This is a genomic window from Halioglobus sp. HI00S01, from assembly GCF_001635445.1.
GTDB lineage: Bacteria > Pseudomonadota > Gammaproteobacteria > Pseudomonadales > Halieaceae > Halioglobus > Halioglobus japonicus.
The window spans coordinates 359,569-382,081 of sequence record NZ_LWEE01000062.1 but is presented as its reverse complement, the minus strand read 5'-3'; the positions used below and the strand labels follow the sequence as shown (position 1 = coordinate 382,081).

The window sequence follows — 22,513 nt, the reverse complement described above, 5'->3', positions numbered from 1 at the left end:
CCCGAGAGCACAGGAAGACAACGACATAAAAACAGGCACATAGAACAAAATGCGTATAAATCTCCCGAGTCGGGAGATCTCTGAACGGGTTTCAGCTGGGCAGCAACCAGCCGGGTCGAGCAAAAGAAAAGGGGCGCCAGCGACCCAAATTCACTAATCTCCCGAGTCGGGAGATCTCTGAACGGGTTTCAGCTGGGCAGCAAACATCCAGGTCGAGCAAAAGAAAAGGGGCGCTCCAGCGACCCAAATTCACTAATCTCCCGAGTCGGGAGATCTCTGAACGGGTTTCTGCTGGGCAGCAACCAGCCGGGTCGAGCAAAAGAAAAGGGGCGCTCCAGCGACCCAAATTCACAAATCTCCCGAGTCGGGAGATCTCTGAACGGGTTTCTGCTGGGCAGCAACCAGCCGGGTCGAGCAAAAGAAAAGGGGCGCTCCAGCGACCCAAATTCACAAATCTCCCGAGTCGGGAGATCTCTGAACGGGTACCAGCTGGGCAGCAACCAGCCAGGTCGAGCAAAAGAAAAGGGGCGCTCCAGCGACCCAAATTCACAAATCTCCCGAGTCGGGAGATCTCTGAACGGGTTTCAGCTGGGCAGCAAACAGCCAGGTCGAGCAAAAGAAAGGGGGCGCTCCAGCGACCCAAATTCACAAATCTCCCGAGTCGGGAGTCGTGCAAAATTACAAGAACCCTCCCTCCTATAAACACCGCTGAATCGCCAGACGGTGAAGGCCAAACATGCCGGGACCATACAAGACTTCCCGGGCCGATCACGCAAGACTGTAAAACCCCCGAGAGCACAGGAATACAACGACATAAAAACAGGCACATAGAACAAAATGCGTATAAATCTCCCGAGTCGGGAGATCTCTGAACGGGTTTCAGCTGGGCAGCAACCAGCCGGGTCGAGCAAAAGAAAAGGGGCGCCAGCGACCCAAATTCACAAATCTCCCGAGTCGGGAGATCTCTGAACGGGTACCAGCTGGGCAACAACCAGCCAGGTCGAGCAAAAAAAAGGGCCGCTACAGCGACCCAAATTCCCAAATCTCCCGAGTCGGGAGATTCAGTCTTTTAGCTTGAGTGCGTCTGCCACAGCCTTTTCAACCTCAAGAAATACGTCCTCAGGAATCTCTACAAGATCGATCTTGAAGCGCATCTTGTCTTTTCGGTTTTGGCTGAAAGTGACGGTAGCTCCCCCCTTCCCTGACATCGTCTTCCTGGTGTAATTAGTTTTCGGCCGGCCGCCCTTGTTGCTTTCTGAAGCGGTTTTCTTTTCTTTGGCCTGAGCGATCCGTTCTTTGGCCTGAGCGATTCGTCTCATCAGTTTCTGAAGTTGAACGCCCTTTTCAAACTTACCACGCCCGGACTTTCCAGCATCTTTTGCAGCAGCCGCAACAACATCCTCTACGGTCACACCGAGCTTGCGGGCATGCTGCCAATGTTTGAAAGTTTCAGATCCAGGGCCAAGTCGCAGAGTCTGTGGTGAGTCCATGAGCTGCAGGAACTCGAATGGCAACTGGCCAATGCTGATATAGCGATGAATTTCAGACTCGGAAACGCCCTCCATCACACCAATCTCCTTTAGCGACTTGCCTTTGTATACTCCCTGTTCTCTTTGATATTTCAGGTCCAGACCGCGCTCATATGCGGATATGTCTCTACGATGCATGTTCTCGCCAATTGCTAAAGGACGAACATCAGCGGCAGGTATAACACCAAGCCAGGCCTTCAGTTTGAGTGGCTCTTCTCTTGATTTATTGAGAAAGCGTACAACGTAAAGGCGCGTCTTGCCGTAGATAACCTCGTACTTTGTCTCTCCGCCTTCTTGCACCAATCTTGCCAAGACAGGATCGCGTTGGCCCTCTGTCTCAATGCTTTTGATGAGCGATGCGACGAAAGGATCATTGGGGTCTAACAGTTCGTCACGTCGTGGGTTGGCACCAGAGACAAAACAATCTGCTGGATCTAATTCAGCGCCCGGGCAGTAAACACTGCCGCCGGTAACCGGCAGGGGTATCTCCGTGCCCTTAACGACCAAGGAATCTGACGCCTTAGAGCCGCCCTTACCGCCAGTCATCAAAGGACTTCTCTGTGACCTCGTTGGCTCTGAGGGAGCTGAAGTCGTGTCACCGCTCTCTGGAGCACCAGATAGCGCATCTTTTATTCCTTTCATGCGACGTCCTCCTGTGACCGCCCCTTGCTCCAGCGAGGGATGACCAACTTATCCATGATTTCCTGGGCAACAGAGGAAAAGTTCACCTCAGCCCTCTCCCACTGATCTTTCTTGATCCCCTGCTCCCCCCTCGGCGCCTGAAATACAGTGGCGCCCACCGTAACTAGCTTTCCAACTACTGCGTCGTGCTTAGTGATGATGTTTTCTAGAGCTGCTTCCTGAAAAACGGGCCTTATCATGTCCTCAAGTACCAACTCAGACGAAAGCGTGTTTACAGTCTTGCCTCCCGGCGCAAACTTCGTCGCCAGGAATGAAAGATCCGGAAAGATCATTTGCTCACCGAAGAGGTCGTTCAGTGATTCGAACTGTGTGTGCAACAGCGTCAGGAAGGATATAGTGGAGCAAAAGTCCGGATACTCGGTTGGAGTCGGTACCACCACGCAGTCGGCAGCGAATACTAGGTTAAGTGGGAGCAGGCCAAGCGTAGGGGTTCCGTCAATAACGACGATGTCGTAACGATTGCGGACCCTCGATACTACATCCTTGAGGCGAAGAAACGTTTTTGCTTGGTCGACGACGTTGCCCGTATTGCGGTTCGTGAACATGTGGTTAGCAAGCAGCCACTCCGCATCCTGCAGCGCGAGCGTTCCTGGGATCAGATCAAGGCCGGCTTGGGCAGTGTTAACAATGACGTCGGAAACATCCTCGAGCGGCCGCTCGAGCATAATGTAGGGTGCTACGGAGTTTTCCCACGAAGTATCAACATCCGGCATAATGCCCAGATTTCGAGTCAGGCTGGCCTGAGGATCAATATCGATCGCCAGCACACGATAGCCTTGAGCTGCTGCCCATGTTGTGAAATGCCAGCTGCTCGTCGTTTTCCAACAACCACCTTTAAAGTTTGTGAAAGCAAGAGTAACCGGTTCATCTTCGACGCTCCGTCTTGGGGAGGTGCCAAAGACCTGCTGAGCTTTGCGTACCTGCGCGAGTGTGTAGCCAATCCGCCGGCCTTTTTCATCTCGGTCACCAGGGGGAAGACGCCCAGCGTTCTCGGCCTGGTAGATACGGGAAAGGCTGCCTATACCGATGACCTTAAGCAGTTCATCACCCTTGTAACGCCGTTCTCTCGCGTTCTCCTGGACGTAATTCTTGACGGCTTGAATCTTAGATTCTCCACGGCTAATCCACTGGTCGATCTTCTCCAGCACTTTCTCGTTGTGCGTAGGCGCCTCGGCGCTCTCACTGTATGTATCGTTATCCATTTTTCACCTCGGTCGACATAAAATGCGCCTAGCGCGCAAAAACTTAACCGAGATTAACAAAAAACAGGTAGTGGGACCAAAAAATAAAAAAGCAATTTACCTGAGAGAGATAAAAAGTGAATATAACTGCATGAGAGCGCTAGAAAGTGCCGGCAGGGTGGGTATCAAATGCCATTCAGTTTATTAGGCGCCCATCTGGTTGATGTGTGGCTGGTTTTCCTTCGGGTCGCCGACACGTTAACACGCCCCTTTATTGAGGGCTATGAAAATACACGCCCCACAGACAAGTGGAGGCCGATCGAATACGCCCCATTATTGAGGGCTATGAGAATACACGCCCCACAGACAAGTGGAGGCCGATCGAATACGCCCCATTATTGAGGGCTATGAGAATACACGCCCCACAGACAAGTGGAGGCCGATCGAATACGCCCCATTAGTGAGGGCGAGGTAAGTGCATGCGCCCCATAGTTGAGGGAGTTCATGTGTTGCTGTGGCGAAAAACTGAGCAATATGGATCTGAAAACCTTAAATGAGGGGAGGTGCCGGACGAAATGAGGACGTACACGCGAGTGATTCCACCAATTTTCGGCCAGGGCTTACTGCAATCACTCAAGTATGGGGCGTATCTCCTCAAGTATGGGGCGCATCTCCTCAAGTATGGGGCGCATCTCCTCAAGTATGGGGCATATCTCCTCAAGTATGGGGCATATCTCCTCAAGTATGGGGCGTATTCCCTCACGAGTATGGCGTATGCACTCAGCATCGGGGCGGATGAACTAGGGAATGGGGCGAGTTCCCTAAACTTTGGGGCGAAACAACTAAGTCGTGGGGCTAAAGTGAAAATAAACACAATAAAAACAAAGGGTTGGAGTTGCCCTAAACAAGATAACCAGGGGTAATCAAGTATCAACTAATAAAACCAAGTCAATATCCAGTAGTAAGTATGTATCAATGCCAGAAAGGGGAGATGTGGATGAACGTTAAGCACAATGTTGTGTCACACAGCCAGATTGCAGGTGAGTTCAATAAGGATAATTTGGTTGCTAAATCGAACGCACTAGCACGAGCTCACTCAACACTGTCGAGAAAGGCCCAGTTGTTAACGAACGTCTGTATTAGCCGTCTCAACCCTGGCACAGAAGAGCCGCCTGAAAACACCCTATACAAAGTGGTCCTGTCTGGGCAGGAACTTGCACAGGCTATGGAAGTTAGGATTGATAACTTACATCGAAAAATACCTTTGCTCTGCAGCGAACTCTCGCAGAAGAGCATTTGTGTTAGTCGCGACGATATTTCTTACGAGTGGATTCCGATCGCCTACAAGATCAACTGGGACTCATCAGTAAAAGAGTTTGCCCTAACATTTCATCCAGATCTAAATCGAGACCTTATCGGAATCTTGAAGGGACACTTTGCCATGTGGCCTCTCAGAGAGGAGACAAAGTTTAAATCTCAGTACACAGGGAGGCTTTTCCAAGTGTTGCTGGCCAGTCGTGCCCCGTTGATGATCAAACTGTGGGACCAGGAAGAACCACGCTCGTCATTATTATGGTCGCTAGGTATACGTGACCACCAGGGAGATTACACGGTATCGTCTCTAAAAGAGTGGAGAAGGGTCAGAGAAAAGGTGCTTGAGCCGGCCATTGCAGAAATAAACAACCACAGCAGCATCAATATTTATGAGGTGGATTACTTCAAGAGAGGGCGACAGGTAGTAGCGGTTAAGTTTTCGTACAAGAAGACACAGTTAATCCCGAAAACAGGTAAAAGCGGACTAGAGCTTCTCGATCACCTTAAGATAAACGAAGATCAGAAAAAGAAGATATTGGAAGACTTCACGGAAGAGGTTATCAGAGCAAACACGAAGTACATATTGGAGAGGGTAGGGGAGGGCAACGTTAGATCGCACTATCGCTATGCGAGAAAAATCCTCGAGATTAACGCAGCTCAACTACCAACGGTTGCAAGCCCAATGGCGAAGCAGTATCGGGGAGACAGCAAAGAAGTGCAGCGTGCTTTTGTGGAGCATGTTCTAGCGGCCAATTGGTGGTCTCTAACAGAGCAGGCCAGAACAACAATCGTCGACCTGGATTTCCATCATCCAGTTGTCGAACGCTACTACACAGAATGGAAACTAAGTTGCGAAGCAATAGGCCAGAGCCACGCTATAGATGGTGTAAATCACGAGAAGTTCAGGCAAGAAACCGAGAGTCTGTTCAACGCGGATACTGTACTCGTACCCGGAAGTGCCCTAGCTGCGAAGTCCACGAGAGAAAGGACGCTTGACGAAGATATCCTAGATACGAGTTGGGCCAATGCTGAGTGAGCCAGAATAGGTATGACTTTACGTCGGCCATTACTTATAGAGAGCATGAGTTGGCCTGAGCAACCAATAAAAAGTCCGTGGAGAGTGCTCTCAGATAGGTAAGCAGACAGCTTCCTTAGGGCCGCGCCCTCAACGACACTTAGACAGCTGTGGATAAGCGCCTGTTGTGCGCAGAGCTAGATCCAATCACTGGATCTTCTGCGTCCCAGTACGCGCCGATTATAGGGGATTTACCCCTACCCGCTGCGGGCGTAACTACGACAACATATCCACACAGTGGCACTTCGTTAATTTCACCATCAATCCACGGCACTTGTGAAACGGTCTCGGACCGCTTCTTCAGTATCTTAGTTAGCCGGCGAGTGAATACCTCAGGCGACAGCCTCGGCGCAATCCTCATCCCGAGGTCCTTCATAGACAGCTCAGGCCTAACTTTGTGTGCGGGGGCGCCTGTCTTCTTCCGAGATACCGAATAACAACACCAGGAATAGAGAACGTGGAGCAGACCTTCGCTGAGCTGTAACACCTCGGGGTTATCGATAAAATATTTGACGTCCTTGTCTTTACGAATAAGATTGTTAAATGTGGATGTGCGAAGCACGAAGCGGTAGTAGCGTGGATAACGTATTCGCCTACCATCTACAAAGTCGTAGTCGGTCTGACTATCCAGCTCAACTAAGAATTTAAGGTTGATAGTATCTGGAGCTCGATTTTCAAGCTCATCGATGAGCCCGAAGAAACCGAGGAAGTTTTCCAGGTCACGCCTGGAAAGTTCCGACAGCTTAAATTCATAATTCGTGTTGTAAAGGCGCTCTAAGGCCCCCCTGACCCGAGCACGGTTACCGCCACCGGTGTCCAGATTCATTATTTTAAGCAGCCGCCGGATGTCGAGCCAGAACTCGTTTTTAATCTCCTGCCCAGCCTCTCTTCGCTCATCGATGCTATGGCACACGTAAGTAATCAGTCCCCTTAAGAATTGCTGGTCGTCGATGTGTGATATCTCTTTCGTTGATGACGTGACAACCGAAATCTTGGCGCCCTTGAACGAATACACCGTTTCGAATGAATTGGTATGCTTTTTGTCATGCGCCGACGTTCTCATCAAGGCGCAGCAAAGGTTGTTCCAAAGCGCCTCATGCTGCGCGACATCGACCTCGTCTTTCAAGAGCAGCTGTCCGCCTTGTTCGGAAATGGTGTTTTGGATCTGCTGCAGCGTCCCTTTGTGCTGTTTGTGATCAACGAAATCCGAAGGCTTGTCAGCAGGGAGGCCCATCAGCACGTGCGGCTCGGCCAGAACATAAAGGTTTGATGGCCTTTTTGCGCCTGGCCGACTATACCGGCTCTTTACTAGAACTCCTTTGGATTCCAGCGAGGCGGCCCGTTTTTTGATAACGGATATTGATCCCGGCTCATTAATCTTCTGGAGAAACTCGCTTAGTTCGGCAGCAAATACATGGATCCGTGGGTCGTCGCCAAAATTACAATTAGTGCCGTGTCGTTCAGCATCGCACGTAAGCGCACATTTCAGCACATTTTGAAGAAATATTAGGTCCGGTCCCGCTAGGCAGTCAAACGTAGGAAGCTGATCACGCCAAAAACGATTATCGGCAAACTTTTGGTCAATGAGGAATAGGGATCCGGTAGAAAAGGGCCTATCGCTTGTGATCGAGTACATTCAGTTGCACCTTATAGATTTAATATCGCAAACCAGTTGTGACAAGACATTTTGTAATAGACGACAGGCAAGCTTATCCCTTGTCGCTCAAAATACAACCTTTAAAGCGCTGAATCCTAGTATTATCACATTTAATTTTTTTTCCCGTTATCGTAACAATATGTGTTCCTGACCATTAGGTTGGGTGCTAGTTAGTTTTAATAAACAATAAACAATAAGGGCGAGAGCGATCTGAAAATAAAGCTCTAGAAAACAATCACTTGGAGTTAATTACAGTGGAGCAAACCTAATGGCTACGCCCGAATATAGAAATCGATATTCCCAAAAATGAACAACGCCTGCCTTGCCGCTCGATAAGCTTGTCCAGACCACCATAAAGGCTACGCCTTATAACGACGCTGCATTTGAAAGAGCTACGCCCAAGACTGCTTCTGTTGTAAACAAACTGATCCACAGAAAAAGCGTAAGATATCCACAGGCAAAGGTTAATTAGCCTCCTGGTAAGAGCCGGGAGAAATCCCACAAAAACCAACAGCTACGCCCTATTTGATAAGAGCTACGCCTTATTTTCTAAAAGGTACGCCCCAAAAAATAAAGCTACGCCCTATCTTGCAAATAGCTACGCCCTAACTTGCAAATAGCTACGCCCAATATCGATGCCTGCCCTGGAAATAACCGATCTCCCGGCTGCAAACTCAATATTTATCGCGAATCTCGCGCCAATTCAGCCTGTTTGTCGTCGTTCAGCCGTTTACAGTGACAATTTGGGCGAACCTGACGCAAAATTGTGGCGTTATTCACTGCCTACATTCACGGCAAACTGGGCTCCATCGGCTACTGCTGCGATGGCCTCGGCGTCAGCATGCTGGGCGGCGAACTGTTCAAGGTGAGCTATTCGCTTAGCCATACAGGGAATCGCTCCGCCTGCCTGCATGAGGCGCATAGTTCTGATAGAAATTCCGAGTCCGAACGCATCGGAATCTAAGACAAAGGTGCCGACCCGAAACGCGTCACAATCACAAGGGACCAGATATGTGCCGGCACCGGCGTGCACGATTTCCCAATCTCCACCATCAAAATCAATGCTGGCAGTCCTGGCTTGCTTACAGGCATTCCACCATAAAGCAGTTCGGTTTTTCCTTCCGCCGACAAATCCCAGGTCTTCAGATCGCGACCCTGGGTCAAGGGGGGTCCGTTTGACTTCAGTTTGCATTGCAATAATCTCCTTTTGGCTGTACACGGAATGTATATCAGGAGTGGATATATAGACCTGGTGGCGGGAAAATCTATGTGGTCGAAGGGAGCGCCCGTAAACAATAATCGACTAAAGCGAGCGCGTAATAGTCTCGGTAAAAAACCAGAGTTGGCTAGTTTTTATTAGGGGGTAATAACTTTGTTGCTGGGAAGGCGGGAGGAGCCGGCGCCTAGATCTTCGGTGGATACCAGCCTGGCCGCCCGAGACCTGATGGTTTGTGCCGCGGACAGCTCCGTAAGCTCGCGTACAACCTCGTTTTGGTTATCTGGACCGAAGTGACTGATTGTGTGATCGTAACTGTATTCAGATCGCCATGCCGCTTCGCTCTCGAAAATGTGTAGCGTTCGTGCTGCGTAAACACTGCAAGACGCATTCTTATCATCCCTAAAACGCTCGAACATTCTCTTCATCTGCGCTTCCTGCGCGATATCTATGAAGACGCTGCGAAACTGGACTCCACGCTCTACAGAATATTCTCGAATAGCTTCCATCCCGTTAGGATCTGCGACCATTAATGCGGTCTTCCCGGCGACAAAAGCTGGTGTGAATGCATCGTATTTTAGGCCGTAAAGCTCGCCTTTGATGACGTTGTGCTCGATGAATTGTCCGCGCTCCATATCGGCCGCAAAATCTTCTCGACTGCAAAAGAAGTAGTCAATACCATGGCGCTCCCCATACCTTGGCGGCCTTGTCGTTGTAGAAACCGCATCCTGGAACATGCCCGCGCCAAGTAGCGCCTTTCTTAGGTGGTCTTTCCCAGCCAGCGTCATGCCGCAGATGCAAAGGATTTGGTTCATAATGCGCCTTTTGCTCGCTTCATGGGCCGTGAATCATACGCCGCCAGCGCCTTTCTAATGTGTGGAGCTGGCCGGTTTGAAAACTGACGGCCCTCATCTAAAATCGCTGCCGTTATCGCTTGCGCGCTGTGTTCAAACGTTTCGAATAACGAGGAGGACCTCGCTTTTAACTCATCCGAAGACGATAGAAAGATCCAGCGCGCAATCCGCAGGGCGGTATTTGCATCTTCACTGTAAACAGTTTCATCACGGCCCGGTATGTCTAGAGCCACTCGCTCTCCGTTTGCAAGAGCACCGGCAAGTACGAGGAGCGCGGTGATTATGATGAGTGATTCCCGAAAATCGCTCTCAACATCCACTGTTCCTGGCTCACCGCCAATACTGCTCGCAACAAAAAGAAAATCTGATACATATAGATCAAGCTCTTCGCGAACGGGCGCTGTCTCGATCTTCGAAAGCAGGGCTTCATATATTGGGTCGCACCGGTGATCGTCCAAGCACCGCAGTCCCGCCACCACGGTATAAATAATCCCTGTATTCGCCTTCCAAATCACCATTGAGCTATCTCGATAGAAACTGTTCAGCCAAACTAACACGATAGACGCAGCAAGTTTGCAGCCGGGAAACCCTATCATCATCATAGCCTACGCTAACCAATTCATGGATGAAGTTTCGCGGAAAGGTCTTTATTTGGTGCGTCTATACACCAAAAAAACGATTTATAGGGTTTTTCGACTTACAATAAGATTCAATGGCGGTATAAAAGAAGGTGCCGCAAAAAACTAAGCATTGCTAAGAGCATGAAAAGAGTCGCAGTTTCAGGATCTACACAGACAATTGACGACGCGCTGAGGGGGCTTCTTGATTCCGCGGCTCACGCCAACTTCGATCCTGGAGAAGTTCGCGCCGCGGACGTATCGCTGGCGCTCGATCTCGCCGCGGCCGCCGAAAAGGTACAGTCTACGAGCTACGATAAGGACCACCTGGTAGAGGTGGTTGATGTGATTGCATCTGGCCGCGAGCTCACAGCGCGACTTTCCCCAAGCGAAATGGCGTTCCTTATGCAGGACGTTCAGAGAATGGCCAATAATGCAGCCTTTTCACTGAACGACAGCACCCTAACCTCATCGGTCGCCGGTATTGTGTCCAGGGTAGCGCTGGCACAACCCTTTGAGCGAACTAGCAGCGCCAATGACCCAAACCTCACTGCGGCCATGGTGCTTGCAGGGTCTGCGGCAGCCGGCGCGGGGAAAACGGTACGGTGGGGAGACGTCGTGCCGGCAGATTTATCTGCCGCCGTATCACTCTCGTCACACAATAGCGCTCCCCTTGAAAACATCGTGTCCAGTCGGCTCGCAGAGATGAATCCAATTGCAGAAACCGTGGACCGGAGGAGGGCGGCGGCCTTTGCGGAGTCTCGCGAGGCGCTGCCCGGAGCAAAGCTCGACGAAGCACCTATGACGAGTAAACCGTCTTTCGGACCGGAAATGTAGCGAAAACAACGATATACCGTAGGAAATATATCGAAAAAGCTTGTAACCAAATCGCAAAACAGTGAACATTTAACTAACGGCTACGCCTTAACTTTTCGGAGAAAACATGCAGCTAGATCTGGTGGCAAGTAAAATTGATGCCGCTCTTGGGCCGAGCCTCCCTTTCACAGATCGGCCAGTCACCCAGGCGGAAATCGATGTCTTGGACGGAGTGTTTCAGAATGACGGCTTCATCGACTTCCAGCAAGATGAAGCCAATAGGATCATCGTAAAAATGTATCTATTAAATGCCGTCACGCTGGGTATGCTTAGCGCAGAGCAGTTTGCTGGCGCGCTTGATCGACTGTCGAAAACAAATGACCTAACCGGCCTGGCTTTACGAATGGTAATGAGCAGCGTCGAAGATGCGGCTGATGTCGTATCAGAGGGATTGGAGCTCGATCGCGTCCGCCAAGGCGACGAACCCTCACACCTGAAGTTGGTTAACGCCGGCTCATAATCCATCCGGGGCGCTCCACGCGCCTCTTTTGCGTGCCTTATCACCGTTAAACTGCGGTTTTATCCGAAAAACGAAAAAAAATAACGTGCGAAAGCACAGCCCGTGGCCCTGCGCGTTCAAAAAATGGAAAGAGGCGGCCTCGAAAAAACTGGCTAGAAGCGTGGAATGGCTTAAAAAGATACAAAAAAGATGAAAAAACGGCGCATTTATAATAAACACTGAGAGAATGAGCGGAGCGCATTGAACGCTTTCGACGCCAAAGGTATAACTTTAAGACTGCGGCAAAAAAGCCGCCTTTGGTGCCTAACTAAAAAAGGCGTCAGTCTAAGCTAGCCAGGGGTCAAAAATGCCAATAAAGACACAGGAACGTAAGTCTCCAAGAAAATTCGACAACTACGCCTTAATAGAAGGGGAGAAAATCCCCGTACCAGCGGAATCGAGATACTACATGCAGGATAAGCGCGGAATGTGGTATTGCGCTACAAGGAAACCTCGCATTGCCGACAACGACTGGACGCCGAACAAATCCCCAATTATGGTGCGCAATGACAAGGGCCACCAAGTATGCGTGAAAACACCATGCGCAAAACCCTGGCAAGAAACATGGTCGGCTACCATTTCAGAAAGCTAGATTCCAGTAGCTGGACGGCGAGAAAATAGGGTCTGTGGACGGTCGTCACCGTCCATCTTAACGCATTTGGTTTGCAATACGGTGAAGGCTAAGCAGCGACCGTCTCTGGATTGTCTTGGTAGCTACGAGCCCACTCAGAAATTTCTTGCTTGGACGCGACCAAGATGTCCAGAAATCCGTCCTCAAGCGCAGAAAAAGCTCCCTGCCATTCTGCAGAATCACAAATGACTGCGACACGGTCCCTCATTGACACCTCGGCGGCATCCATATTGAGTGGGTCGAAATCTGAGTCGCGGTAACCTTCCGTGAGGACTTTGTTGACTACAAAAGTATTCGAAAGGTCCTTGAGTTCACCCTGAAAACGCCGAAGAACTCCCTCTAATTGACTGCGGATTTGAGCATCTTCGCAAAGAAAGCCCGGGTCCTGAATCACGTTGTTGATCCAGATGGGGAGCGAATCTTGGAAAGCGGCCCTTGCTTCATCGTCTGAAGACTCGACAATAGTTGGAGCCCACTCTGGCACGACTCGTTTCATCTGTAGCGCGGCTCGCGTTCTATAACCGTACGGCGCAAATGCTCCTATCCTTGCTCCACAAAGTGCAACGTGGACGAGATGAAAACCTGTTCCGTTCATACCTACCTCCTGCAGTTAGAACACATTATACGCGCCTCACGCCAACTAGAGCACAGTTTGCGCCTGAAAAAAGACAGAAAAAGAACACAAAAAAGCATCCCGCGTTAATATAAAAGATATCCGCAAAACTCGAGAGGAAGGGCACAGTTGTATGAAATTGAGGCGGACTCTATTAATGCTGATCATATTGGCAGCCACCGGTTGTCGACAAGAAGAGACCATAGTTGTGACAGACCCAATGCTGGTTCCAGGTGACGGGAGGGGGCCTTGGCTGCTCGTTACTTCTGATGGGAAAAAGGTTACGACACCGAGGGTAAGGCTCCAAAACGGAAAGGTGGTTGACGATTCCAGATCAGTCTATGTCTCGAACCAAAGCGCACTGCAGACGCGCTCCGGTAATCCGTTAAAAGACAAGAACGGCCAGGCCCTGATATGGGCTGCCGATGGCGGGATAATAAACAAACAAGGCCGAGCGATACGCGCGTACGACTACCTTAACGTTCAGAATCAAGTCATGCCACCGGGCACCACCTTCCGTATCGAACGGAAGGGGGAGTTCAGTCAGGGTTCTCGCCGCGCTTCGACGTTGAAATCTGTACGCCCAGCTGGGACCGGTATCAACTGATTGGTCGGAATGTTGTAAATAAAACCACTCGCCGGCTGATCAAAAAACTCTTTAACGGCGAAGACATAAGCGTCGAGCTGATCTTGGTGTGCCCCCACCAAGCGTTGCAAGAATTCACTATTGGACTCACCCTCATCTGGCGTTTCGGTCTTATAGTCCACCACGTGCCAAGCATCATCCTTTTGGAATATCCTATCTATCCTCAGTTGCTTCGCTTCTGTGGGCGTCTTAATGTAAAAGCATTTTTCCGAAAAACAGGCCCCTTCAGGCGCAAGCACCGACCTACCAGTGTCGGAATCTACAACACCAAGAATCCATCCTTGAATCTTTTTGACGCAATCGCGGGACACAAACCGCGGCACACCCAAACGCTCCAGCTGAGCTCTCCATGCGCCCTCAAGACTTGCAATTCTCTCCCCAGTCCAGTCATCTAGCTGCTCCATCGAAACAGTTTCTAAAATACTGTGCGTTAGTATGCCAATTGCAGCTCCGAAGCTTGTCGAATAGCTGAAGGTAGGGACCTCGTCGTTATTACCGCGGTTAACGCCCCGGTATTTTTCTAGCAGACAATCATCATCGAATCCGCGTACGACATCATACTCCGCAAGCCTCTGTTCTGAGGGGGTCGAGTCGGCTTCAGCGAAGGCATCATCAGCAACCACAGGACCAGAGACGAAATCATCTTTCACGCCATCCCAGATGACGTCCAGCAGTACGCGTGATGACGGGTCTACTGGATCACCGTCTTTGAGGTCGATCGAGCCGCTCAAATACAAACCAGTCTTGGCGCGCGTACACGCCACGTAAAGCAACCGCCGTTTTTCGAAATCTGATCGCTTTGATTCCTGCGACTTGATGAAAGCATTGAGGCCAGTGTCTGCCCCATCCACAGCCGCACTCGGGCTAAAGAGCTTGCAGGTGATGCCAGCTTTTGTTTCATAGGTATCGAGATAAAGCAGGGGTTTTGAATTTGGTCTCGGCAGCCTATTAAGGCCCGGAATGAAAACGTGATCAAACTGGAGGCCCTTCGCTTTGTGCATTGTTAAGATCTGCACAGAATTTCCCCGGCTAACTCGCTGGCGTGAAAATAGCTTCCCGATCGCCTCGTCAAAGCGAGCAATGCTGAAAGTCTTTAGCGTGAACCGCTCAAGAACGCTAAAAAAATCTTCCACATTGGCTAGCCTGAAGTGATCACCACCGAGAACAGAAGGGCCGTTTAGCGCGAGCCAAGCCCCTCGAACAAGGTCGTGTAACGACTTTCTGTCACGCTGCCCCATCGTCTGCTCCATAACCTGGACAAACACGTCAAGACGCCTTAAGGACTCAGGGTTATGATTGCCTAGTCGTGTTCTAACCGATTGAGATCTGAGTTTTGTCCAGATCGTCTTCTTCTCTACGCGATCAGCGATAATTTGAAGGTCGGCTAAACTCAGGCCAACAAGCGGGCTTCGGAGAGCCGCTAGCCACGCCGTTGTATCGCCGGGATGACAAATGGCTCGAGTCATGGAGGACATATCCTGAATTTCTCGTGCACCATCGAGTTTGTCGATTTCCACAGCAGAGTAGGGGACACCATTAGACTTAAGAGAAGAAATGACTTCTCTGAGGCTTCCCCTGGACCGGACGAGAATGGCGATAGATTCGTCTGGCTTTTCGCTCAGTAAACGTTTGGCAGAATCAGCCAACCATCGTCCTTCGTTATCATTGGCCGAGTCGCCGTCAAAAAGAGTGGTACTAACGACAGACGCATCGTCAATCGGATTAAATGCGGTCGACGGGCTATACGGAATCGCGCCCAGGTTCCGGATGCTCTGCTCCGGGAAAGCGGGTTGGAAAACTCGGTTGACCCAATTCACAATATTGGCGCTGCTCCGAAAATTGTCCGTCAGCTGAAGTGTTTCAAGACGAACATCCCCGATACCCCGGGCCTCAGCGTCTACAAAAAGACCTACTTCAGAGCCCCGGAAGCCATAAATGGATTGCATTGCATCGCCTACCAGGAATAAGGATCGTCCGTCATCCGGGACCCAGCCTTCTACCATTGACTCGAGCAGCGAGACCTGCAGTTCACTCGTATCTTGAAACTCGTCAAAAAGAATGTGCTCTAGCTGAGAGTCCAGAAGTAGCGCAAGGTCAGTTGCGTTCCCGTCAGTGACCAGGGCCTGCCTTGCTGCTGAAGCAATCTCCACGTGGTCGACCTCGCCCGCAGAGCGAAAGATTAGCGCCAGCTGGGCAGCTGCGTACGGGAGAAGCTCCAATAAGTCAGACAACAGCCCCCATTCATGGTCCGTGTACTCACACGCAGGAAGGCATGAGATCCGCCCCAACGCATCAACTGCCATAGGTTCTTCTGCTATAGACGCCAGCAGAGCGAGGAACCGGTTTTTCGCATCGGTTAAGCGCTCCTTTTCTGCTTTGTCCTTAGTAGAGCCTGGCGCGGCGTGCCCCGTTGACTTGATGTTCGCGGACTTCCTAACGGCATTGTCATTCGTTAGTATCCAAGATCTGAGCGCATCCCACTGCTCCGTTTCAGGCGAGTCGGGGGAAGGCAGGCATCCGTCTTCCAGAACAAGTCTAAGCCCATCAAGCGCGCCATGTTCAGGCAACGACGAGGCAACATCGGCTGCGCACTCAATGATACGCGCCTGGAAAGGCACCAGTTGCGCATGTATATCTTCGAGAATGTCGTGGCGGACTTGCCCCATATACGATTCCAATTCGTCACGAAGCAGCTCCTTATCGACCGTATTCATTCGAATCTGATCATGGCCTAACCACTGGTCGCGCGTCGCAAGCATGGCGACGAGCAGGTTCTCTGCCACAGGGAACAGATTGTCATTATTCCTCAGCAGCGACATGACGCACTCAGAGCGAGGACCGTCGGTCTCAAGCGCCATAAGGACTTCCCTGGCTGCAGCCCGATACAACTCGTCGATATTCTCAGCTATTCCGGCGGCACTTCCGAGACCACCGGCAAGAGGCGCTCTTTGAGCCAGAGAAGCGCAGAACCCATCAATCGTCTTAATATTCAGGCGTGCCGGATTTTGGACGAGGTTCCAGCCTAACTCTGCGTCCCGGGCCAGCGCTCCTCGAGCAAGTCGCCAGGTTGTTTTGGCGTGGTCAGAATCCGGCTCAGAATCGCTGTCTCCCGAAATAAGCGCCTCGATGATCCTCGATTTCATTTCTGCTGTGGCTTTTAGCGTAAATGTCACCGCTAAAATCGATTCCGGTTCATCAACGACGGCGAGTAGCGCCAGAAACCGCTGGGTCAAAAGCTCGGTCTTGCCGCTGCCCGCGGGCGCTTTAACCAGAAAAGACTTGGAAGGGTCGAGCGCCTTAGTCCTTTGAGCGTGGTCGGATGGCTGGATTGTCATAATCGTCTCGGTAAATGAGTAATGCATGCACTATACCGCTACCGGGCCGGGGCGCTCGACGACTGGAAAACGCGAACCGGAACGGCTTTCGGGCGGAGCTATGCCGCTAAAAGCAAAAACCCCGCATCGGTTGCCGAGTGCGGGGTTCGTAAAGAAAATGCGCTACTGGAGCTGGAAAATGATTGGGACAGGGATAATAAGGTTGTCGCCATCGCCATACTCGGCAATAACGACAGGATCGTCCACAGCGATCATGCCTTTCTTGGCCACGCTGGTAACAGCCCGAACGGCCTCTTTATTTAGGGCCTTGTACGCTGACTGGCTGACAGCCTTCACGCCTCTATACGATCCATCGCGACCGAGCGTTAAATCCATCTCAACGCGGCCTTCTTGACTCCGCCGCATCGATACTCGCGGATACTGAACTGTGGTGTAAACAGCGATCATCAAACCTTCATGAAACTTAGCCAGGCGTTCACTGTATTCAGTGATACCTATTGATGCGACCGCGTCATCCGCTGGCTTTACGGCCGGCCTTGGGCGAGGTTTGGCGGGGACCTTAGGTGCAGGCGCCTTCGGTTGCGGAGTCGCTGCCGCGACGGTTTCGCGCACTGGCTCGGGCCGGCTAACGGGCGGCTTCTCGGCCGGCGCCTCAATGACCGTTGGCTCCGGCTCCTCAGAAGGACCGAATACGGCCGCCAGCTCATCTTGCCTTGTCTGGTTCGGCGATGTTTCGTTAAACCGTGCGGCAACCGAAGCGTCGAGCGCCCCGCGAATTGCCGAAGAAAAATCCTTGGTAGGGCCCTCATCGCCGACCCATCCTCCGAGGAAGAAATCAGCGACGGATCGGCCATCCGTCTCAGCAATATCGAAGCCGTTCAAGCGGGCGATCGTATTGCCGTTCCTCGTCAAAATGACCTCAACGATGTCTCCCCGATACAAAGAACCCGGGATATTGGCGATGACCTGTGACGCAAACGCAACAACGTCTGAGGATGGCTCTGATAGCGAAGCCGCGACCTGACCTTGGAGCACAATTGCGCCCATAAGTGAGCGCGGGCTGGAGCGTCGGGCCAGAATACGAAACTCCTGGACCCGCGGTCCACCCATTGCAGACGGCGTCTGGCTTTGAGAAACGCCAGAGGCCAGTAGCAAGCCCCCAACATAAACCTCACGCCCAGTATCTGTATGTACCGCGGCGCCACGAAGCGAAACATTGTCTACGCTTGTAGCGCTCGAAGAAACAGACATGAATGCCGCCGCGACAAGCGCGAACAGCTTCCCAAGAACCATCTTCTTCAAAAATTTATTATCGTTAGACATGTGCAAAACCATTCCCCTTCTGGCTGACTAAATCGTGCGGCAGAGCTTCGTCCGGCGCAAGCAAAAAACGTCAGATTGCATCGAAAAAGTACAATTTCACGCTTTAAATTAGCGCTTTCTGCACAGGCTAGCCAGGTGACAAGTATCACAGGTGTCGTAGGCCACCGGATCGACGTCCGCCTTGCCGGATAGGAAATCGGCGGCCAGCGCCTCCAGAGAGTCTCTCCAGTCACTTACCTGATCTTGCCAATCTGGCATCAATTTGGATGATTTGGCCTTTTCGACGGCAATAATTCCCTCAGCCATGCCGCCATCGTCCGAGACCCCAAGCATCCGGACACGTCCAGCAGCAAGTTGACCAAAGGCCGCGCCTGAAACGCCTTCAGGATCGTAAGCCGCATAAAGCGGTACCTGAGGCTCGGGCAGCCGAGGTCCTGACCACGAGCCAATGCTTAATGACCGCGATGTCTTGTAATCCATTACAAGCCGCTGGCCGGTGTCACAGACTCTGTCAATCCGATCTCGACCGACCTTGAGTGGAAGGCCGGCTATATCGACCTCAACCGTGCTTTCCGTGGCCATCACCTCAAACGCTGGTCGAGAAAGCTCCATATCCAGCCACTCAATCAATATTTTGGTCATTCTCTGCGTCTCTAGCGCCACCAGTCGAGGGCCGACGTCTTCCCGTGCAGCGCCCAACCAGGCGAATGCATGCTCACATGCGTCGGCTATAAGAGTGTGACGCCCCCCCTGGCCAAGAGCGGTCAACGCCGAGTGAGTCTTGATAGAAGTCCAGATGAATTCGAGAGCTTGGTGCAGCAGGTTGCCCCTGTCCTTGTGTGACAGACCCAAGACCGGATCTTCAATCTCGCGAGCTCCCAGTCTGTACTTCGCAAAAGCCTGAAAAGGGCAGGCTGCCTGGGATTTTATGAGCCCCGTACCGCCGCGCATGCCCAGCAGTTCCTCGTGCGACACAGGCATGTCACATTCTTCATATTCTACCAGCCCAACAGCACTGAGCAGTGAATGCTCCGGTGTGCTTGAATCCGAGGAAACCACGTCATCCAAACTGACCTCGGGGACCTCATCGATAAGCCTCGAGTGCCGCAGGTCTCGATCATCTTCCTGTAGGCCGTAGCTAAAGACCACGTGGTCAGCCCCGGCCACAAACCGCTCAGCCAGCCTTAGGCAGTATTCCAGTTCACGATCAGCAGAACAGTGAGGCATCCCGAAGGACTTCTGGATGGCAATTGACAGTAGCGCATTGGGCTTAGGCGCCGGCGGGAAGATATCGTCGTTAAAATCGGCGACCCACAAGTAGTCAAAACGGAGACCCGCGGCTTCTAGCGCCCCCAAGATTTGGATCGGGCTATCTTGAGTTTCAGCCTGGAAAGGAGTTTCCCCAGCAATTTTCCTCAACAAACCAACCGCAACGTCGCGAGAGCAGTGCCCGGTAACTCCGTCCAGCGTCGACAGATTTTCCAGCATGGCGACCCACAAACCAACAGCCTGGTACTCAACCGAATCGAGAGACCTTTCTCCCGGCCACCCAACGCTAGTTAAGCATTGATGAAAGTGCTGCGCCCACTGGGATGGGCGCTGATCTCGCGGTGCGTTGGCAGCTTCAGCGGCCAGCTTGTCCAGCAAGCCTGAAAATACGGATAAGTTCCGCGCCCGCCTTGCAAGCCCGCCCAGAGATATCTCGCTTCCGATTTGACTCGTGATGCGCGCATCAAGCACCGCCCGGCCGTCAAACTCGCTAATAGAACCATTTAAGAATGTGTTTCGCAGCATCGCGGAGGCGTCTTGAGTCGACATCGGACGCCCTCCAGCCGCCGTCAGGATGTCAATTGCCGCAGTAATGATTGGGAGCGTAGCCAGCGGTATGCCTGTCGAAATATTAAACGGCTGGGTGTACCTTGCGTTATTTGGCAATATAGCGCTGGGCTCGAAGACATCATTAAACGCCCTCAGAACCTGATCCCTTTGCGTCCCGAGCTCAGGACACACAATACCAATTGTGGCATCCGGGTCCGACTCTATCACTGCCCGGGCCCATCTCGCCGCTGCTTCATATTGACCAGAACGTTCCGCAATGGGCACTCGGCGAGCGAGAGAGACTGGTTTGTGTTCACCTACTTCCCGGACAGGGCACCCGGCGTTCGTCATCGCAATAAAAAGATCGCTGTACTGCGGGGGAACATCGTCAAACTCAAGCAGGAAAACTTCGGCAGGAAGGGCAATAGCCTGATCGCGAATGGCGTCGATAATTAAGTCGACGGCCATCTCCCGTGTAACCCAGTTGTTGGCTTGTAGCGCTTCGATGAACCGCTCCCTCCAAGACAAGAAGTGTTCGAACTCGATTTTTTCTACTGTGGCTTGCGACAAGTCCGCTCGGTACAGCAGGATCCGAGAGTAGGCTTCGGACGCTGCGACCGAAAGGCTAGATGGGAGCACGAGAGAGACGTAATCGGGATCTGACGAAATAATCGATTGCCACAGAAAGTCTTCTTGGATGCCGCTGATCAGTTTCTTGCCACCGACCCCGGGCACGCCCCGCAGAACGCAAGTGTCCCAACACTGGTCTATCCACTGCGATAACGCTGTAATATTCGGCGGGCTATATGACGACTTGTTAGCAAGCGCCTTCTCGACAAGCGACACTACTAAGCGGCGCTGGATTCGCTGGTTTGGCGTAATCACCAGGGCTTCAGGTGTATCCCCCACCTCAGTTAGGAATGAGTCAAGGTTGACGAGTGTCAAAGACATTAAAATTGCTCCAATCGATTAATGTCAGCGAGAATAGCCTGATGCCGAGACGGTCGCCCGATCTCGGGAAATTAGTTATTCGGCCGCGCCGCAAGAGCTAGCGTCGAATCAAAAATTGCCCGCTGTGGCATTTCACCGCTGGAAAGGTGCTCTGCAACACCAGAGTCGATCTGGATTTCAGAATAATCGAGCTCTATGTTCCGGCATGCTGATTCGACCGATCTGAGCGCAGTATCGCGCTCACTCCCCGAGGCTGAAATCCGTCCGATAGGCAGCCAGCCTGCAAAAGAATAGGATTGGTCGTAGCTGTATCCGACACTCATCAAGACCAGTAGCGGCGCCAGGGACAGATGGTTTGAAAAATCGCCGAAGACGGCGACCGAGCGTTGGTTGACTTCAATAGATGGGGACTGCGAAATGACGTTATCGTGACGCTCGATAGCATTAGATAGCGGGAAGTCGACCTCCGGCCGAACTTCAGGATACCTTACACAGGCGACTGACTCACCTAAAAGCCACCCCTTGCTCACCCCGAACAGGGCCGTGCAAGCCTCTACAGTTCTGGGCGTGATGTTTTCGAAAAAATGGCGCTTGTTGGCCATGCAGTGGACCGAAAAATCATTGTCTCCGAAGCTGTGCAGGATGTCAGGTATATAAACGGTAGGAATGTCATGAGCATTAAAGGCCTCCAAAATCCGGAATCTCGCCAGCTCATACGACGACATCTCAGGACTTATCGTTTCAGAAACTATTGCGTTCAGGACGCTCGCGATGAGCGACTGTACAGTGATCCCGCTGCCCAGTCGTTCGGCATGGTACTGGAAGTACCTGACCGTTACGGCTGAGGGACGAATAGTGTGCGCCACTGGCTGCTCGCCTGCGCGATGAAGATCAGCTATTTCAGCCTGCGTAAGCGGCTTCCCGTTGTTATCATAAGGATAAAGAACACTGGGGGGCGTTGGGTGCGCAAACAGCCCTTGCATGATTTCGCCCAGATGTAAGCGCTTAGCCTTACGTCCCATAATCAATAAATCGCAAATTGCACAGGCGTGACATTACGCTGGACGCTGTCAGCGCTCGGCCTGGATGAGTCCAAAACCATCCCCACCATTGCCCATGCGGCCCTCATTATCTTTACCCGAAGGACCGTATTCATTCTCGAGAGACGCACTGGGAATGACAAGGAGGGGGGCGATCAAGAACAGGCCAAACCCTGGGATCAAGGACAGCAAGAGCCAACCTCCAGACCTTCCAATATCGTGAAGACGTCTCACGAAGAGGGCGATGCCGGGGGCAAGGTGAATTCCCGCCCAGAAAACAATGGTGATGCCACCCCGCCCATACACGCCGTAGGCGCTTCTGGCAAATTCTACAAAAAGGTCAAGAGCTAGCAGGCATGCGGGCGTCCACGCCAGTAAATAAATCCAGGCCTCGCGCCTTGTAGAGCGCCCTCTTACGTCGAAGACACGTGCGGCGGGTTGGAAAAATAAGGCTAGCGCCCGCAAAAACATATCAACCTCCCCGGCTGCCCGAGCACCGACATTCCGGAGCACGCAGCGCCCTGGTCAAATTGCGCCGGTTGGCGGCCTTGCGGAGTGCGGACTCAATCATGATGCAAGCGCACATACAGCCAACAGCCAGAACAGACCATGCAACAAAGAACCAATCGCCGACGT

General features: G+C 51.9%; 15 protein-coding genes. 3 read left to right on the top strand and 12 right to left on the bottom strand.

Annotation, left to right across the window (positions count from 1 at the left end):
- Window positions 1-1,061: 1,061 nt before the first annotated feature.
- On the bottom strand, window positions 1,062-2,171 hold the full coding sequence (locus A3709_RS12285) for a ParB N-terminal domain-containing protein (RefSeq protein WP_082850087.1): 1,110 nt from the start codon (window positions 2,169-2,171) through the stop codon (window positions 1,062-1,064).
- Complete coding sequence (locus tag A3709_RS12280) at window positions 2,168-3,433, bottom strand: AAA family ATPase (RefSeq protein WP_066054866.1); 1,266 nt, start codon at window positions 3,431-3,433, stop codon at window positions 2,168-2,170. The genes A3709_RS12285 and A3709_RS12280 overlap by 4 nt, the downstream gene beginning before the upstream one ends.
- Window positions 3,434-4,409: 976 nt before the next feature.
- Between A3709_RS12280 and A3709_RS12270 the strand changes: the two genes are divergently transcribed.
- On the top strand, window positions 4,410-5,762 hold the full coding sequence (locus tag A3709_RS12270; RefSeq protein WP_197484165.1) for a replication initiation protein: 1,353 nt from the start codon (window positions 4,410-4,412) through the stop codon (window positions 5,760-5,762).
- A gap of 139 nt (window positions 5,763-5,901) precedes the next feature.
- On the opposite strand, the gene A3709_RS12265 is transcribed toward A3709_RS12270, so the two are convergent.
- The 4 genes from A3709_RS12265 to A3709_RS12250 form a co-directional block, all read right to left on the bottom strand.
- A complete protein-coding gene (locus tag A3709_RS12265; RefSeq protein WP_066054857.1) occupies window positions 5,902-7,437 on the bottom strand; it encodes a replication initiator protein A in 1,536 nt (511 codons plus the stop codon).
- 793 nt (window positions 7,438-8,230) lie between these two features.
- Window positions 8,231-8,650, bottom strand: coding sequence for a hypothetical protein (locus A3709_RS12260; protein ID WP_066054854.1), 420 nt, complete (start codon window positions 8,648-8,650; stop codon window positions 8,231-8,233).
- Between the two features lie 164 nt (window positions 8,651-8,814).
- A complete protein-coding gene (locus tag A3709_RS12255) occupies window positions 8,815-9,489 on the bottom strand; it encodes a hypothetical protein (RefSeq protein WP_066054851.1) in 675 nt (224 codons plus the stop codon).
- On the bottom strand, window positions 9,486-10,124 hold the full coding sequence (locus A3709_RS12250; protein WP_156507733.1) for a hypothetical protein: 639 nt from the start codon (window positions 10,122-10,124) through the stop codon (window positions 9,486-9,488). Before A3709_RS12250 ends, A3709_RS12255 begins: the two co-directional genes overlap by 4 nt.
- Window positions 10,125-10,289: 165 nt before the next feature.
- On the opposite strand from A3709_RS12250, the gene A3709_RS12245 reads away from it, so the two are divergent.
- Both A3709_RS12245 and A3709_RS12240 read left to right on the top strand, forming a co-directional pair.
- Window positions 10,290-10,982, top strand: a complete 693-nt coding sequence (locus A3709_RS12245) for a hypothetical protein (RefSeq protein ID WP_066054845.1) — start codon at window positions 10,290-10,292, stop codon at window positions 10,980-10,982.
- A gap of 106 nt (window positions 10,983-11,088) precedes the next feature.
- Window positions 11,089-11,481: a hypothetical protein gene (locus tag A3709_RS12240; RefSeq protein ID WP_066054842.1), complete on the top strand. Its 393-nt coding sequence runs from the start codon at window positions 11,089-11,091 to the stop codon at window positions 11,479-11,481.
- Window positions 11,482-12,200: 719 nt separating this feature from the next.
- Here the strand turns inward: A3709_RS12240 and A3709_RS12235 are convergent.
- The 6 genes from A3709_RS12235 to A3709_RS25035 form a co-directional block, all read right to left on the bottom strand.
- Entirely contained in the window at window positions 12,201-12,746 is a 546-nt protein-coding gene (locus A3709_RS12235; RefSeq protein ID WP_066054839.1) for a hypothetical protein, read from the bottom strand.
- A gap of 561 nt (window positions 12,747-13,307) precedes the next feature.
- The gene (locus A3709_RS12230; RefSeq protein WP_066054836.1) at window positions 13,308-16,772 is read right to left on the bottom strand and encodes an exodeoxyribonuclease V subunit beta; all 3,465 of its coding nucleotides are present in this window, start codon (window positions 16,770-16,772) and stop codon (window positions 13,308-13,310) included.
- A 135-nt stretch (window positions 16,773-16,907) separates the two neighbouring features.
- Entirely contained in the window at window positions 16,908-18,068 is a 1,161-nt protein-coding gene (locus A3709_RS12225) for a TonB family protein (RefSeq protein ID WP_197484164.1), read from the bottom strand.
- A gap of 108 nt (window positions 18,069-18,176) precedes the next feature.
- Entirely contained in the window at window positions 18,177-20,837 is a 2,661-nt protein-coding gene (locus tag A3709_RS12220) for a PD-(D/E)XK nuclease family protein (protein ID WP_066054830.1), read from the bottom strand.
- Between the two features lie 71 nt (window positions 20,838-20,908).
- Window positions 20,909-21,820, bottom strand: a complete 912-nt coding sequence (locus tag A3709_RS12215) for a hypothetical protein (protein ID WP_156507732.1) — start codon at window positions 21,818-21,820, stop codon at window positions 20,909-20,911.
- Between the two features lie 87 nt (window positions 21,821-21,907).
- Window positions 21,908-22,348, bottom strand: coding sequence for a DUF805 domain-containing protein (locus A3709_RS25035; RefSeq protein ID WP_066054825.1), 441 nt, complete (start codon window positions 22,346-22,348; stop codon window positions 21,908-21,910).
- Between the last annotated feature and the right edge of the window lie 165 nt (window positions 22,349-22,513).